This is a genomic window from Terasakiispira papahanaumokuakeensis (assembly GCF_001709345.1).
Taxonomy (GTDB): domain Bacteria; phylum Pseudomonadota; class Gammaproteobacteria; order Pseudomonadales; family Halomonadaceae; genus Terasakiispira; species Terasakiispira papahanaumokuakeensis.
On sequence record NZ_MDTQ01000001.1, the window covers coordinates 1,273,649 to 1,287,774 of the forward strand.

The window sequence follows — 14,126 nt, forward strand, 5'->3', positions numbered from 1 at the left end:
ACACCTTTGTATGATTCAAATCCGGGTGATGAGAGCCGCAAACGAATGGGGACTTTCCTCATGTGGACAGCGATTGCTTCCACTTGTGTGACCAGCTCATTGTTTTTGACTGCGTTAGCCCCGAACCTGTTGGCGATCGCTTTAACTGAAAGTGCTGTCGGTTTAAAAGTGACTTGGGGGCAGTGGTTCGTGGCGGCAGCGCCTGTTTGTATTTTGCTGTTGCTGGTGGTGCCGTTGATGAGTTATTGGTTGTGCCCGCCAGAGGTGAAATCAGGTTCTGCTGTCAGTGAATGGGCAACTAAAGAACTAGCTGAGCAAGGTCCTTTAACTCGTAATGAAGGGTTGCTGCTGGTGCTTGTTTTGATGGCACTGCTGATGTGGATTTTTGCGGGTGCGTTTATTTCCTCTGCGCTTGTGGGGCTATTGGTGATCAGTGCCATGCTGATCTTCAAGATTGTCACTTGGGATGACATCCTCAGTAATAAATCGGCATGGAATACACTGGTTTGGTTTGCGACTTTGGTGGCTCTGGCGGGTGGCTTGAGCAAAGTCGGCTTCGTTGGCTGGTTTGGTGATTTGGTCGGTGAACGGATTAGTCACTTCGGTCCGACTGTGGCTATGATTGTGCTGGCTCTGATTTTCTTCTTCTTGCACTACCTATTTGCCAGTGTGACTGCTCATGTGACTGCGTTGTTGCCGGTGATGCTGGCGGCCGCTTCAGGTGTTCCTGGCCTCGATATGACTACTTTTGTACTGCTTTTACTGCCGATGCTGGGCTTGATGGGGATTATCACTCCTTATGGGACTGGTCCAAGCCCTGTTTATTATGGCAGCGGTTATATTCCAGGGCCGCTCTGGTGGCGCTTGGGCGCTATCTTTGGGTTGGTCTATCTCGCGGCTTGGCTGTTAATTGGCCTGCCGTGGTTACAAATGATTGCCTGATCGCTCAGGTGGTATGACTCAATGGTGGTATGAGACAAAAAAACCGGCAGGGATATTCCCGCCGGTTTTTTGTTGAGAGCGTGTCAGCCTTGGGGCTTAAGCGGCTTGGCGCTCTGCGAGCTGAGATTCTAATTGTTCCAAATCAGCGATAAAACGACGAATACCTTCGGCCAGCTTTTCTGTCGCCATGGCATCAGCATTTAAGGCCAAACGAAAGCATGCCTCACTCATGGGGGATGGCGCGGTTTGATGTTCTGTGGTTGGATGAAGCTTTTGTGGGAGCGGGCGTTGATCTTGTTCCAGTTCGGCAAGTAATTTAGGCGCAATGGTCAGACGATCACAGCCTGCTAATGCCGCAATTTCGTCGCTGTTGCGAAAGCTCGCCCCCATGACAATTGTTCGGTAACCATGGCGTTTGTAATGCTGATAGATCTGTTGGACTGAAAGAACGCCTGGGTCATCTTCGCCATTGAAGGTGCGCTCTGGTTCGCGTGCTTGATGCCAGTCGAGGATGCGCCCGACAAAAGGTGAGATCAAAGTCACATTCGCATCAGCACAGGCCTGCGCTTGTACAAAGCTAAATAAAAGCGTGAGATTACATGCAATGCCTTCACGTTCTAATACTTCTGCGGCTTTAATGCCTTCCCAAGTTGCCGCCAGTTTGATCAGGACACGTTGGCGATCTCCGCCCAGTTGTTCGACCTGTGCGATCAGATCGCGAGCACATAAAATACTGGCGCGGATATCAAAAGAAGCACGCGCGTCAACTTCAATGGAGACATAGCCCGGTACGGTTTGGAGTAACTGACAAGCCATGCGTGCTGCAAAGGCCGTATATAAGTGTTCAGAATGGCCATTGGCCGCGGTAATGGCTTCATTCAGCATCTTTTGGCAATGGGGGAGCGCCAGTGCCTGTAATAAAAGCGAAGGATTAGTGGTGGCATCGGTCGGGCGGAACTCGCGGATGGCTTCAAAGTCACCGCTATCGGCAACGACAACCGTCATCTTACGTAGCTGTTCCAGGCGGCTGGACATGGATAACCTCAAGGTATTAGTTAAAATCGTAATGGTTTTATCAGGCGACTTTAATCTCAGTGTTCAGTCTGTCGATATTCAATGACAACAGCATGAAGAAGTAGAACATCAAAGCTTTTTCACGACATAAAACGTTTTTAGATAGAAATACGCTAAAAATTAAAATGCCACACAACACAAATTGGCGCTTCAAAACTATTAACGTGTTATGAATTGAAGTGCGACATTAATGCAACATCCTCTCAATGAATCGCACATCACAAGATCAGGATATAGAGCCAGATTTGAGTCAAGCTTGCAATGAGCCTTCTGTCTATATCTGTTCCTGCTTGACTTCATATCGTATTTAAAGCTATCAATCTCTCCGCTATCTGTTACGACCGTTCAATATGAAACTCGGGCACTTTGGCGAGGGCATGATCCAATACTTCCAGGCCCGCTCCCGTGAGATGAGCGTTTTCACTTAAGTGACGACGAAAAGCTCGAGCGCCAGGAACCCCCTGGAATACGCCTAATAGGGGTTTTAAGAGGGCATTTAAGCGTGTGCCTTGTGCGAGTTCTTGTGCAACATAAGCGCGGTATTGACGAATTGCCTCATGGCGGGAGGGGCGTTCGGTCGCATCGTTAAAGAAGGCTTGATCAATCGAGAGCAGTAGACCTGGGTTTTGATAGGCTTCACGGCCCACCATGATGCCGTCGACATGATCCAGCTGAGCTTGCATATCGGGCAATTGCTTAAGTCCACCGTTCAAGGCAACTGTGAGCTCGGGGTGTGCCTGTTTTAAGCGATAAACACGATCATAGTCTAAGGGTGGAATATCACGGTTTTCTTTGGGTGATAGCCCCTGAAGCCAGGCTTTTCTCGCGTGTACAATAAATATACGCCCACCGGCTGCAGCCACCGTCTCAATAAAATGAGTTAAATCCGCTTCGCTATCTTGATCATCAATACCGATGCGGCATTTTATAGTGACTGGGATCTTCACTTCGGCCTGCATGGCAGCGATGCAAGCAGCCACTTTGTCGGGGTGGGCCATCAAACAGGCCCCGATCAGATTGTTTTGTACTCGATCGCTAGGGCAGCCGACGTTCAAGTTGACTTCGTCATAGCCTGCAGCCTCTGCCATACGTGCACAAATTGCCAGTTCTTCCGGGACACTGCCGCCTAGCTGTAAAGCCAGTGGGTGCTCATCCGCGTGGTGGGCCAGAAATCGTTCAGGATCTTGGCCATGCAGTAGCGCACCTGTGGTGACCATCTCGGTATACAGCAAAGCATGACGGGACAATAAGCGCGCAAAATACCTGTAGTGTCGCGTAGTCCACTCCATCATCGGGGCCACGGAAAAACGAGGGTAGGGGGCTTCTCCCCAATGCGTATTGGGTAACGGCTGAGTCATAAGGACCTAAAGTTTACACGGCCAGTGACGATAACATGAGCAATGATAACGCCAGTGGCGATAAAAAAAGAAAAGCGATTATACCGGCTTACTGTGGGGGGTTCGAGTCTTTAGTGGCCGGTGCATCATCGAAACGATCTCAATGCTTAGCTGAACGGGATATGGTCAAAGTGTGTCACATTTTTGTTCAATACTTGGGTATGATTTTTCTTTAATATATTAAAATGAGGTTTATGTGGCTGAGTATTTTCCATTGACTGGCCCGAACAGTTTGATCTGACCGATTCATACTTAAAATGAACTAACTTTGGTTTTTTTAAAGAGATAACGATTATGGATATTAAAGGACTGAACTGGGGGGGCATGGTGTCCCCGTCACGTGGCTCGATCAAAGACATCTCGAATATGCCGCAACGCAATCAAAGTGACGAGTTACCCATTTCTAACGCTGATGTTGAAAAAGCCCCTTCTATTGAACCGCATTTCTCCTCGGAAAAAGATTTACAACCTGATCCCAATGATCCTTTTGGTGACTGGTTTGAAGGCCAGGGGTATATTCGTTTGGCGCTTCCAGCTTTGACCGCAGGTTTACAAGATTCAATGGAAAGTGTCGAAGCACAAGCTCGGCAGATTGTTGGCGATAAAGAATGGGATGTGTCGATTGATGAGAACAATGATCTGGTGATCTATGGCGATGATCTCACAGATGATGAACGTGAGCAGTTAGGTGCATTAGTTCACGAAGCAGGTGTCGATCAAAAGATGATCCAAATACGGGATCGTCTGATCGAGGCATTTGATGGGGTTCAACGCCATCCAGCCAATAACTTTCGTGTCGATATTTTCGATAATTTCACGATGGATAAGACTTCTTTTCAACAGGTCTTTCGTTTGCGTGAACACATAGAAAACTCTGATAAAAACCCATTTCACTATGCGGAAGTTATCAAGGGAGTCCAACATCTTTGGGGGGCTAGCGATTCTTTGTTTGATCAAATCAAGAAGCGAGGCGATGGTTTTGATCAATCATCGGAAGGCTATGTGGTTGATGTTCATGCCTAATGCCTGAGACACTAGGTTTGAGGGGGCATGTTCAATGAAGTTTGTCTCACTATCATTATTTAAATGCCCGCTATCGCGGGCGTTATTCTTTCTAGCTTTCTAGTCGTCTGACTCATTAACCTGATGGTTTTAATGCGGCAGCAGTAGGTTGCCCTGACGTCCATCCCCGAGTTGGGAGTCGACAATAGAGTCATCTTTGAGTTGAACACCTGAGAGTTGGCGTCGTTCGGCTTCTAACATTAAGTAGATCAATAGGTCTGTCGCTGCTGCGTAGGATTGCCCGGCCGGGCGTATGTTGGAAATACAGTTGCGTTCGCTGTCACGACGACCGCTATGGGGTGCCCAGGTGAAGTAAATACCGAGGCTGTCCGGTGAGCTGAGCCCTGGGCGTTCGCCAATCATGATGATGCTCATACGGGCTTTAAGCTTTTCGCCTATGGGGTCGCCAATCGCCACGCGCCCTTGCTCGACCACGGTGATGGGGCCTAGCTTCCAGCCCTGTTCGCTAATACGAGGGAGTAAAGTGTCCAGCATGGGGGCGATGTTGTCATGAATAGCGCGAGCCGAGAGACCATCGGCGATAATCAAGGCAATATCGCAATCTTCGCGATGCGTGTCTCGATATTGATCTAAATGTTGAATGGCCTCATCACTTAAACGCCGGCCCAAGTCAGGGCGTTTGAGGTATTCGGCACGGTCCCTGGCTGCACTGTGAAGGGGAATAGCGCGGTGTTGACGTTCATTGATGAGTGTCGAGAGCGCTTCAATATCGAGCGGTTGATGAACCGCATCTCGGGCACGGGCATGATCCAACTGAAAGGTTAAGTGAGCTTCAGTCGGTAAGCTATGCCCAGCCCGGCCTAGGCCAATACGGGCATCGGTATAATGTTTTAAACGGCTCCAGGGATTCGGCGTCACTGGGCTCGCATGGTCGGCTTTTGCTGAAGGTTGAGCTGTGATGTGCTTAGTCATGGTGCAGGCTCGCTTGATTAAGGTGCGGCATCAAAAACATGTGTACTGATCAGTGCAATATAAAGGCTGAAGGCAAGCGGTCAGAGCAATCAGTTCAGATCCAACGGCTCAGGGTGAAAGCGCTTGTTGGAATGCGGCGGGGAGTTGTTGCCCGACCAGTAATCGTTGCTGTGGGTCCATAATCGACATCGCCTCTAACCACTGTTGAAACTCTGGCGCCGGAGATCGCTGGAGGACGTCGCGCACGTATAATGCATCATGAAATGACGTGGTTTGATAGTTCAGCATGATGTCATCTGAGCCAGGAATGCCCATGATGAAGTTACAGCCTGCTGTGCCCAGTAACGTCAACAGCATGTCCATATCATCCTGATCGGCTTCAGCGTGATTCGTATAGCAGATATCGCACCCCATAGGGACGCCTAGTAGCTTGCCGCAGAAATGGTCTTCTAACCCGGCGCGGATGATCTGTTTACCATCAAAGAGATATTCCGGGCCAATAAAGCCGACCACTGTATTGACCAGAAGCGGCGAGAATTCTCGGGCTACGGCATAAGCGCGTGCTTCCAGCGTCTGCTGATCAATACCATGATGACCATTGGCTGATAATGCACTGCCCTGTCCGGTTTCAAAATACATCACATTCTGGCCAACTGTGCCGCGTTGCAGTGACTGGGCGGCATCGTGACCTTCCTTCAATAGGGCCAGATTAATCCCAAAGCCTTCATTGGCCGCTTGGGTGCCCGCAATGGACTGAAATACTAGATCGGTTGGGGCGCCACGCTGAATGGCTTCAATCGCTGTGGTGACATGGGTCAGAATGCAGCTTTGGGTTGGGATCTCATAATGCTGAATCACTTCATCCAGCATTTTGAGCAAAGTGGTGACTGCGCTGGTGTTATCCGTCGCCGGGTTGATGCCGATGACCGCATCACCGTTACCGTACATCAGGCCATCTAGAATGCTGGCGGCAATGCCGGTTGGATTATCGGTGGGATGATTGGGTTGTAAACGCGTCGATAAGTGGCCTTTTAAACCAATCGTATTGCGAAAGCGTGTGACCACTTCGCATTTGCTGGCGACCAGTATCAGATCCTGCAAACGCATGATTTTACTGACGGCAGCCACCATTTCGGGGGTTAGCCCTGGCGCGAGCGCTTGGAGTGTTGCCGTGTCGGCTTGATGAGATAATAACCAGTTGCGAAAGTCGCCGACTGTCATATGGGCAACAGGGGCGAAGGCATTGCGGTCATGCCGATCCATAATCAACCGGGTGACTTCGTCATCCTCATATGGAATTAAGGCTTCATTTAAGAAATCAGCCAAGGGCACATCTGCCAGCGCCCATTGGGCAATCGCACGCGCTTCAGCGTTTTGAGCCGCGACCCCCGCTAATTCATCACCTGAACGTAATGGTGTCGCCTGTGCCATTAAGGCGCCCAAATTACGGTAGCGATAACGCTGCCCGCCCATATCAATGATACGTTCCATTGCCGGCCTCCCTCTGAATATCCGCTGTGACTGGTGTGGGTCTGTACGTCATGACCGATCAGTACGGCATCTCTTCCTTAAGATGACACAATAGTCGTGACAGGTCAGTGTCTTAAAGCCCCACTTTGGGCGAATGGATATGCAAGCTTTGTACCGGCTATGTATTTTTACAGCGATGGCCCTTATCGCTACGCCCGTCAAGTTAAATCCATAAAGGAGACCACTGGTTCCAAAGTAACGCGAGTGCGGCATAGGCCAGAAACACGGCCATGACGAGATTAAATCCTTTCATTAAACGTGTATGCGTAGGGCCAGAGGATGATGTCGTGGTGAGAGCATTAAGACGTTGTCTCACCCAGTGGCCGGCCCAGGTATTGGCCGCAGGTGCACCAGCCCCCAATGTCGCCAGCAAAATGCAAGTGATGACGACCCCGTTGGCAGAGAGGTGCAAGGTGGGCATATATAGCGTCGTGATCGGTAGGCAAGCGATCATGCCTTTGGGATTCAGCAATTGCATCAGTAAACCATCGCGAAAACGTAACCGGGTGACGGGTTGAGCGGCGGCAGTGGGGACGGTGATATTGGCGCGGGCGATCTTCCAGGCCAGATAAATGATGTAGCCGCAACCCAGCAAGGTGAGCCAGCGTAATCTTTCAGGGGTGACCAGCTGTGTACCCATTAGGCTCAATACCGTCAGTGGAATGAACAGTCCTAACCCAACACCGATATGAAATCCCCAAATTCGATGGGATTGCCCCTGTAAACCGGCATTCAATGCCAGCAAATTAACCGGACCTGGGGTATACATAATGCCAAAGGCATAAGCAAAGAGTTGTAGCATCAAGCGATTCTCCTGGTGAGCGACAGGGGTCTGAAACGATGGCGTCAGATGTTACGAACAGATGTTTAGAAGCAGGGGCTGTTCACAGGGGGCCTGTTGAAAGTGATCTCAGCCTGTATTGAGATAAAGGTGCTTCTGATATTGAGCGGGTGTCATCCCATAGACTTTTTTAAAGCGTCGATTAAAGTGACTCAGATCGGCAAACCCAAAGCTATGGGCAATCGCGGTGAGCCCTTCGCCATGTTCAACCGCATGACGGGCAGCGCCTAACCGACAGCTGAATAAGTATTGGTGCGGGGTCATGCCGGTATGTTGTTTAAATAGCCGTAAAAAATGAAACTTGGAGAGGTGCACTTGGTCACTGATCTCTTCAAGTGTCAGGTTTTGGCGCAGGTTATCGCGGATAAACTCACGTGCGCGTTCAATCATGGCATCGTGTCGACTGGTCTGTGAGATACCGCTTTGAATGGGGGCTTGGTCAGTGTTCAGGCGGATAAAGAGTGACGCCACCTCAATCAGCTTTTGTTCCAGCGCCATGCCTGACCCGATGCCCTGTTGCAACATTTGACACAACTGTCGGAGGTTGCGATGCATTTGGGAATGCTGGATCAGTGTCTGGCGCGCATAAACCGACTGGCCGGAAGGGGCGCCTAATGCTTGAGCTAATGATTGCAAATAGTCTTCGTTGATATACAGCATGTGGTAATACAGAGGCGCCTGTGTACCGGCGTGGCCATCATGATCTTGATCTGGATTGAACTGGATAATGTGACCCGGCCGACTGCGGAAAAAGGTGCCCTGGCTGGCAAAGTGTTGCTCCCCGGCCAGGGTTAAACCTAAACCAAATTCTTCGTGAGCATGCTTGTCATATGAGAAGTCAGCCATACTGGCTTCCAGTACCCGTACGCCTGGTAGCGCTTGGTTCTGGCTGAACTGAAAATGATTGCCTGAGTGCATGGTTACACCTATCGCCTCTGACGGGCATATTCAATGTGATGCTCGCCGTTTTCTATCGAGTCTGATGTCGAAACCGTCTCTAATATCGACTGAATAAGCTTACTGTAATGGGTGGCATCGGTAGATGCTTGTACCAAATTGCGCTTCACTCGATCGAATTTGATAAGAGGCTTCATTGGCTGTTCATTTCATTGGTATCAGCCTGTTGCCATAGGTATTAATCGTCTGGGTGGGGTGAAGGGCTCTGCTTCCAGCGCTGGGTCGCGACTTGCTCTTTGAGTAAGGCCAGCATTTCCACCATCACCTCTTCGGTCACGCGATCACTGCGTTCATCAGTATGCAATAAACTATCCAGCCCACCCTCAATAGCGTGTTTCATCAACTGTGTGCACTCTGGTGAGCGCATGCTGCTGAGCAGTTCATGCGCCGATTGAGCTGCCAGTCGGCTGAGGGTTTGATCAAGCCCTCGGGTCAGTTGTTGGCCCATCGGTAATTTGTGCAGGCGTTTAATCTCTGGACTCTCGTAAAGCGTGCGGGTAACCAGGGCATTAATATAACGCGTCAACAGATCTCGGTTTTGAACGTGGAGTTGACTGACACCATGATGAAGGCGTTGGACGATTTCATCGACTAGCTGTGTTTTTCGTGGGGCCAGAATCTCTTTGCTAATACGGCTTGAGAGATGGTTACTGTGGCGGATTTCCTCCTGCAGGCTGCCGAGTAAACGAATGGCAACGCGATCGGAAACTTCTTCCAACAATACGCCGTAATATTTGTAGAGCCCGCGCACCAGATACCAGCGCCTCATATCAATCAGTGAAAGTCGCTGTAAACGATAGAGCAGCGAAATAATACGCAGTGCTCTGAGCCAGCGCAGCCCGCCTAACGGAATGCAACCCAGCACGTCATACCAGTGCACAAAGGGATAGAAGAACCAGCGATGGTAGCGTTTCTCAACAATCGCCATGACCCAGCCCAACAACACATCCAGTACGAAGATACTGACAAAAACAAGGTCAATGGTATAAAAGCGGGCGTGGATTGTTGTCGCGTAGAAGTGATCAAAACTAGGGCTGAGCGATGCGAGTGTCTGTTGAAAAGGCTCAATGAGATAAAGCGTATCAAACAATAATAAGCCGAGGTTGATCACCACCAACATGACAATCAACCCATCCCAAGCGAGCTGCCAACGCTCCCGAGATAAAGCTCGGGGTGCGAGGGCTTGGGTCTCATGCATTTGAGCCCCTTGTGTTTGAGAGCCTGGCATAGCATCTCCTTGTGATATGACGATAGCGCCCTAATCTTCTCTTCAAATCAACGAAGTCATACGGTACCGCTGTGCGTTTGCGTTGCGTATGGCTTCAATCATCAGGTTTGGAGGCAAAATGTCTAAATTGCAAGAGATTCCGCTGTCGGTGCTGGATTTAGTCCCGATTCGCGATCAAGGTAGCATTGCTGAAGCGCTTGATCAGAGCCGACAGCTGGCGCGTCAGGTGGATCAATTAGGGTTTAATCGTTTTTGGCTGGCTGAGCACCATAATATTGATGGAATCGCCAGTGCGGCCACATCGGTGTTGATCGGTCATATCGCGGGCAGTACTGAGCGCATTCGTGTTGGCAGTGGCGGCATTATGCTGCCGAATCACTCGCCGTTAGTGATTGCTGAGCAGTTTGGCACCTTAGAAACGCTATATCCTCATCGGATCGATTTAGGCTTGGGCCGTGCGCCGGGCAGTGATCATGCCACGATGCGCGCCATTGGGCGGCATATGGATGCTGGGGTGACGGATTTTCCTGAGAGGTTGGCCGATCTTCGCCGTTATCTGGATGATGCCCAGCCGGGGCAGCGGGTTAAAGCGATTCCAGGGCAAGGGACACATGTGCCCATCTGGTTACTGGGGTCGAGTGGCTATAGTGCTCAGCTCGCCGCTCAGTTAGGTCTGCCTTTTGCCTTTGCTGCTCAATTTGCCCCAGGTTATCTGGATGAGGCCCTACATCTTTATCGCCAACAGTTCCAACCCTCCGAAGTGTTAGATGAGCCTTATGCCATGGTGGGTATGCCGGTGATTGTGGCTGATACGGATGAGCAAGCGCGCTATTTGGGGACGACTGCGCAGCAGAAGTTTCTCAACCTCATTCGAGGGCAACGGACTCGCTCACTTCCGCCTGTGACACGCGTTGAAGCGAGCCCCCATGAAATGGCGATGGTGAACCAGCATCTTGGGGCTGCGGTTGTGGGCAGTGCCGAAACGGTGCGTGAGGGCCTGGAGGCCTTCCTTGATCGTACCCAGGCGGATGAGTTGATGGTCGTGACGGATGTGTATGATTCCGAGGCCCGGGCTCACAGTTTTGAGTTGTTAGCCCAACTGTGGCAGTCACCTGAGCGCTAAAAGTAAAGTTCAAGATGGCGTGTGAGTGTCTATTATCGAACGATTGTGGGCCGAATGACTCAAAAGAGGTTGTACTGATTCTAGTCTAATGCCTCTGGTCTAGTGACTCTGGTCTAATTGATGAGGGGTTATGCTTGATGAGTGGATCAACGCTTTTTTATTGGGAGCGGCCCGATGCTGATTAAAATAAGACGACGTAGCGAAGTGAAGCCCTCAGAGATTACGCCAGAGTCGGTGTACTGGAATCGACGACGTTTTATGCAAGGGGTGGCCGGGGTTGGTGCTGGTTTGGCGCTGCCCGGCCTGTCCCATGCGGCGGCGGTGTCTTCAGCGGCGAACCCTTATCCCGATGTTCCACAAGGGCGGGTGCCTCCCGCGTGGTTTGACGCTCAACGCGCTGAGATTAAGTGGCGCTCGGTGGTACCGGAAGATCCTAAACGAGATGAGGTGGCGCCTTTTGCGGCGGCGACCCAGTACAACAATTTTTACGAGTTTGGTGGCAGTAAAGATGATCCTGCGCGTTACGCGCACACGCTAAAGCCTGAACCGTGGGAAGTGGTGGTCGATGGTGAAGTCAACCACGGAGGCCGTATTGCGTTGGAAGACTTAGTCAGCCCTTCTCAGCTGGAGGAGCGTATTTATCGATTGCGTTGTGTTGAGGCGTGGTCGATGGTGATTCCTTGGTTGGGGATTCCATTAGCGGATGTGATTCGCCGCGCCGATCCCACTCGTAAGGCCAAGTACGTGCGCTTTGAGACGTTATATGACCCGCAACAAATGCGTGCTCAAGATTCCGCCTTTGGCTTAATTGACTGGCCTTATGTCGAAGGGCTGCGTTTGGATGAAGCCATGAACCCCCTGACCCTCTTGGCGGTGGGCATGTATGGTCGTGTCTTGCCCAATCAGAATGGAGCCCCTATTCGTTTGGTCGTCCCTTGGAAATACGGCTTCAAAAGTATTAAGTCGATCGTGCGTATCTCGTTGGTGGAAACGCAACCCGTGAATTCTTGGCAAAAACTACAGCCCAGTGAATATGGTTTTTATGCCAACGTGAATCCCCAGGTGGATCATCCTCGTTGGAGCCAAGCTCGGGAGCGCCGCTTACCCAACAGCCTTTTCAGCCCTAACCGTATTGATACGCTGATGTTCAATGGTTACGAAGATGAAGTCGCCAGCCTCTATCAGGGGATGGATCTGCGCCAGCATTATTAATCGTCCTGCGCTTGGCTTGGTTTAGATTGCGTGAAGCCAAGATGAGGGGTGGGCCGCATATCATGAGTGACGCTTGAATGCCCTGCGTTGAATATCAGAAAGGGTGCTGAATGTCAGAAATCCGCTTTTACCTGAATCCCCGCTTTATTTTAGGCTGGCGCTGGTTGGTGTTTGGGCTGGCGCTGGTGCCGTGGGCCTTGTGGGTTGGACAGGTGATGCAAGGGCAGGCAGGCCCTGAACCTGGACGTTATTTATTGCTGAACCTAGGGCATGGCGCCTTGTGGTGCTTGCTATTGACCTTAAGCCTGACACCGTTGACTCGGCTGACAGGATGGAAAGGTTTTCGTGTGATTCGTCGTCAGTTAGGGTTGTGGTCGTTGGCTTATGCCCTGATGCATTTGCTCTGTTATGTGCTCTTTATTTTGGGTCTGGAGTGGTCGCAGCTCGGTAAAGAACTGGTCGAGCGGCCTTATATCATTGTGGGCGCTTTGGCCCTAACCGGTTTGGTGGTGTTGGGTATCACCTCTAATCGTTGGGCGATGCAACGTCTTGGGCGACGCTGGAAGCCGTTGCATAAAAGTGTCTATGTCATTTTGATGTTGGTCATGCTGCATTTTTTATGGGTGGTGCGCGCCGATTTAAGTACCTGGAGTGCTTATGCACTCGTTGCGGCCGGTTTAATGCTACTGCGCTGGCCGCCTCTGGCGCGTCGTCTTTCTCGTCGGCCAAGACGTATGGCGAGCTCTTAATATCTGGATCTTCATGTCGGTACCTTGAAGATCCTGGCTGACGACAGTGATATTCAATGAAGTCAATCAATCGTCGAAGGAAGGATTCGTGATGCAAAAGCAATACTTAGGACAAACTGATTTACAAACGGCCCCCTTGATTTTTGGGGGCAATGTTTTTGGGTGGACGCTGAATAAACAGCAGTCATTTGACATGCTCGATGCTTGGTTAGATGCAGGGTTCAATGCGATTGATACCGCTGATGTTTATGCCCGCTGGGCTGATGGACTCGGCGGCGGTGAATCTGAAACAGTATTAGGTGAGTATTTCAAAACCCGCCGTAATCGTGATCAGGTCATGCTGACCACTAAGGTCGGTATCGAGATGGGAGCCCATCGAAAAGGGCTGTCTAAGGCCTATATTATTCAGGCGGTGGAAGACTCATTGCGTCGTTTACAAACAGATTATATCGATCTGTATTTATCTCACACCGAAGATACGCAGACGCCAATTGAGGAAACACTCGATGCTTATCATCAGCTGATTGAACAGGGCAAGGTCCGTTATATCGGCGCCTCAAACTATTCACCTGAAGGGCTGACACAGGCGTTACAAGCGGCCGAACAATCCCATCTGCCTCGTTACCAGGTGCTACAACCTTTTTATAACCTCTATGATCGAGAAGATTTCGAAACTCAGTTGGCTGAATTATGTCAGCGTGAAAGGTTAGCGGTCACGCCTTACTTCTCTTTAGCCAGTGGCTTTCTAACGGGGAAATACCGTCGCCGAGAGGATGCTCAGGGCCAAGCGCGTGAGCAGTTTGTCGAGAACTACTTTACTGATCGAGGCATGCGGGTGCTGGAGGCACTAGATCAAGTGGCTCAAGCGTATCAGGTCACGCCAGCCTCGGTGGCTCTAGCATGGCTGATGGCTCAGCCGGTCGTGAGTGCCCCCATTGTCAGTGCGCGTTCAAGTGAGCAGTTCAAGGCACTGGTCGATGCCGCCCACTTGACGCTGGATGAATCGGCACTGGCTCAGTTAACTGAGGCCAGTACCTATTAATCGCGTACTGGTTGTAATCGCGTGCTGGTTGGCCCG

Annotated in this window: 13 protein-coding genes; 6 read left to right on the top strand and 7 right to left on the bottom strand. The window is 50.7% G+C overall.

The window, feature by feature from the left end; genetic code table 11:
• A partial coding sequence (locus BFW38_RS18115; protein WP_245686080.1) for a DASS family sodium-coupled anion symporter occupies nucleotides 1–942 on the top strand: 942 nt, incomplete at its 5' end.
• Nucleotides 943–1,038: 96 nt separating this feature from the next.
• Here the strand turns inward: BFW38_RS18115 and tal are convergent.
• Together tal and dusA are read right to left on the bottom strand one after the other, a co-directional pair.
• Nucleotides 1,039–1,977, bottom strand: coding sequence for a transaldolase (tal, locus tag BFW38_RS05560; RefSeq protein ID WP_068997487.1), 939 nt, complete (start codon nucleotides 1,975–1,977; stop codon nucleotides 1,039–1,041).
• Nucleotides 1,978–2,351: 374 nt separating this feature from the next.
• Nucleotides 2,352–3,374, bottom strand: a complete 1,023-nt coding sequence (dusA, locus tag BFW38_RS05565) for a tRNA dihydrouridine(20/20a) synthase DusA (protein ID WP_084004475.1) — start codon at nucleotides 3,372–3,374, stop codon at nucleotides 2,352–2,354.
• 333 nt (nucleotides 3,375–3,707) lie between these two features.
• Here dusA and BFW38_RS05575 point away from each other — a divergent pair, with 333 nt between their 5' ends.
• Nucleotides 3,708–4,436, top strand: a complete 729-nt coding sequence (locus BFW38_RS05575; protein WP_068997489.1) for a hypothetical protein — start codon at nucleotides 3,708–3,710, stop codon at nucleotides 4,434–4,436.
• 129 nt (nucleotides 4,437–4,565) lie between these two features.
• Here BFW38_RS05575 and eutC read toward each other — a convergent pair whose 3' ends face one another.
• The 5 genes from eutC to BFW38_RS05600 all read right to left on the bottom strand — a co-directional run bounded on the left by eutC (nucleotide 4,566) and on the right by BFW38_RS05600 (nucleotide 9,964).
• Entirely contained in the window at nucleotides 4,566–5,408 is an 843-nt protein-coding gene (gene eutC / locus BFW38_RS05580) for an ethanolamine ammonia-lyase subunit EutC (RefSeq protein ID WP_068997490.1), read from the bottom strand.
• 108 nt (nucleotides 5,409–5,516) lie between these two features.
• Nucleotides 5,517–6,899, bottom strand: coding sequence for an ethanolamine ammonia-lyase subunit EutB (locus BFW38_RS05585; protein ID WP_068997491.1), 1,383 nt, complete (start codon nucleotides 6,897–6,899; stop codon nucleotides 5,517–5,519).
• Nucleotides 6,900–7,101: 202 nt separating this feature from the next.
• The gene (locus tag BFW38_RS05590; RefSeq protein ID WP_068997492.1) at nucleotides 7,102–7,740 is read right to left on the bottom strand and encodes a LysE family translocator; all 639 of its coding nucleotides are present in this window, start codon (nucleotides 7,738–7,740) and stop codon (nucleotides 7,102–7,104) included.
• 108 nt (nucleotides 7,741–7,848) lie between these two features.
• Complete coding sequence (locus BFW38_RS05595; protein WP_068997493.1) at nucleotides 7,849–8,697, bottom strand: AraC family transcriptional regulator; 849 nt, start codon at nucleotides 8,695–8,697, stop codon at nucleotides 7,849–7,851.
• A 217-nt stretch (nucleotides 8,698–8,914) separates the two neighbouring features.
• Nucleotides 8,915–9,964: an ion transporter gene (locus tag BFW38_RS05600; RefSeq protein WP_245686081.1), complete on the bottom strand. Its 1,050-nt coding sequence runs from the start codon at nucleotides 9,962–9,964 to the stop codon at nucleotides 8,915–8,917.
• A 118-nt stretch (nucleotides 9,965–10,082) separates the two neighbouring features.
• On the opposite strand from BFW38_RS05600, the gene BFW38_RS05605 reads away from it, so the two are divergent.
• The 4 genes from BFW38_RS05605 (at nucleotide 10,083) to BFW38_RS05620 (ending at nucleotide 14,090) form a co-directional block, all read left to right on the top strand.
• Entirely contained in the window at nucleotides 10,083–11,087 is a 1,005-nt protein-coding gene (locus BFW38_RS05605; protein ID WP_068997494.1) for an LLM class flavin-dependent oxidoreductase, read from the top strand.
• 174 nt (nucleotides 11,088–11,261) lie between these two features.
• The gene (gene msrP, locus BFW38_RS05610; protein WP_069000239.1) at nucleotides 11,262–12,299 is read left to right on the top strand and encodes a protein-methionine-sulfoxide reductase catalytic subunit MsrP; all 1,038 of its coding nucleotides are present in this window, start codon (nucleotides 11,262–11,264) and stop codon (nucleotides 12,297–12,299) included.
• A 110-nt stretch (nucleotides 12,300–12,409) separates the two neighbouring features.
• Nucleotides 12,410–13,048, top strand: a complete 639-nt coding sequence (msrQ, locus tag BFW38_RS05615) for a protein-methionine-sulfoxide reductase heme-binding subunit MsrQ (protein WP_068997495.1) — start codon at nucleotides 12,410–12,412, stop codon at nucleotides 13,046–13,048.
• Nucleotides 13,049–13,139: 91 nt separating this feature from the next.
• The gene (locus BFW38_RS05620; protein ID WP_068997496.1) at nucleotides 13,140–14,090 is read left to right on the top strand and encodes an aldo/keto reductase; all 951 of its coding nucleotides are present in this window, start codon (nucleotides 13,140–13,142) and stop codon (nucleotides 14,088–14,090) included.
• Nucleotides 14,091–14,126 lie beyond the last annotated feature (36 nt).

Excerpts from the sequence above, each read along its gene's own strand:
- eutC (WP_068997490.1), bottom strand. The coding sequence starts at position 5,408 with ATGACTAAGCACATCACAGCTCAACCTTCAGCAAAAGCCGACCATGCG.
- BFW38_RS05600 (WP_245686081.1), bottom strand. The coding sequence starts at position 9,964 with ATGCCAGGCTCTCAAACACAAGGGGCTCAAATGCATGAGACCCAAGCC.
- dusA (WP_084004475.1), bottom strand. The coding sequence starts at position 3,374 with ATGACTCAGCCGTTACCCAATACGCATTGGGGAGAAGCCCCCTACCCT.
- BFW38_RS05575 (WP_068997489.1), top strand. The coding sequence starts at position 3,708 with ATGGATATTAAAGGACTGAACTGGGGGGGCATGGTGTCCCCGTCACGT.
- msrQ (WP_068997495.1), top strand. The coding sequence starts at position 12,410 with ATGTCAGAAATCCGCTTTTACCTGAATCCCCGCTTTATTTTAGGCTGG.
- BFW38_RS05620 (WP_068997496.1), top strand. The coding sequence starts at position 13,140 with ATGCAAAAGCAATACTTAGGACAAACTGATTTACAAACGGCCCCCTTG.
- BFW38_RS05585 (WP_068997491.1), bottom strand. The coding sequence starts at position 6,899 with ATGGAACGTATCATTGATATGGGCGGGCAGCGTTATCGCTACCGTAAT.
- msrP (WP_069000239.1), top strand. The coding sequence starts at position 11,262 with ATGCTGATTAAAATAAGACGACGTAGCGAAGTGAAGCCCTCAGAGATT.
- BFW38_RS05595 (WP_068997493.1), bottom strand. The coding sequence starts at position 8,697 with ATGCACTCAGGCAATCATTTTCAGTTCAGCCAGAACCAAGCGCTACCA.
- BFW38_RS05590 (WP_068997492.1), bottom strand. The coding sequence starts at position 7,740 with ATGCTACAACTCTTTGCTTATGCCTTTGGCATTATGTATACCCCAGGT.
- tal (WP_068997487.1), bottom strand. The coding sequence starts at position 1,977 with ATGTCCAGCCGCCTGGAACAGCTACGTAAGATGACGGTTGTCGTTGCC.
- BFW38_RS05605 (WP_068997494.1), top strand. The coding sequence starts at position 10,083 with ATGTCTAAATTGCAAGAGATTCCGCTGTCGGTGCTGGATTTAGTCCCG.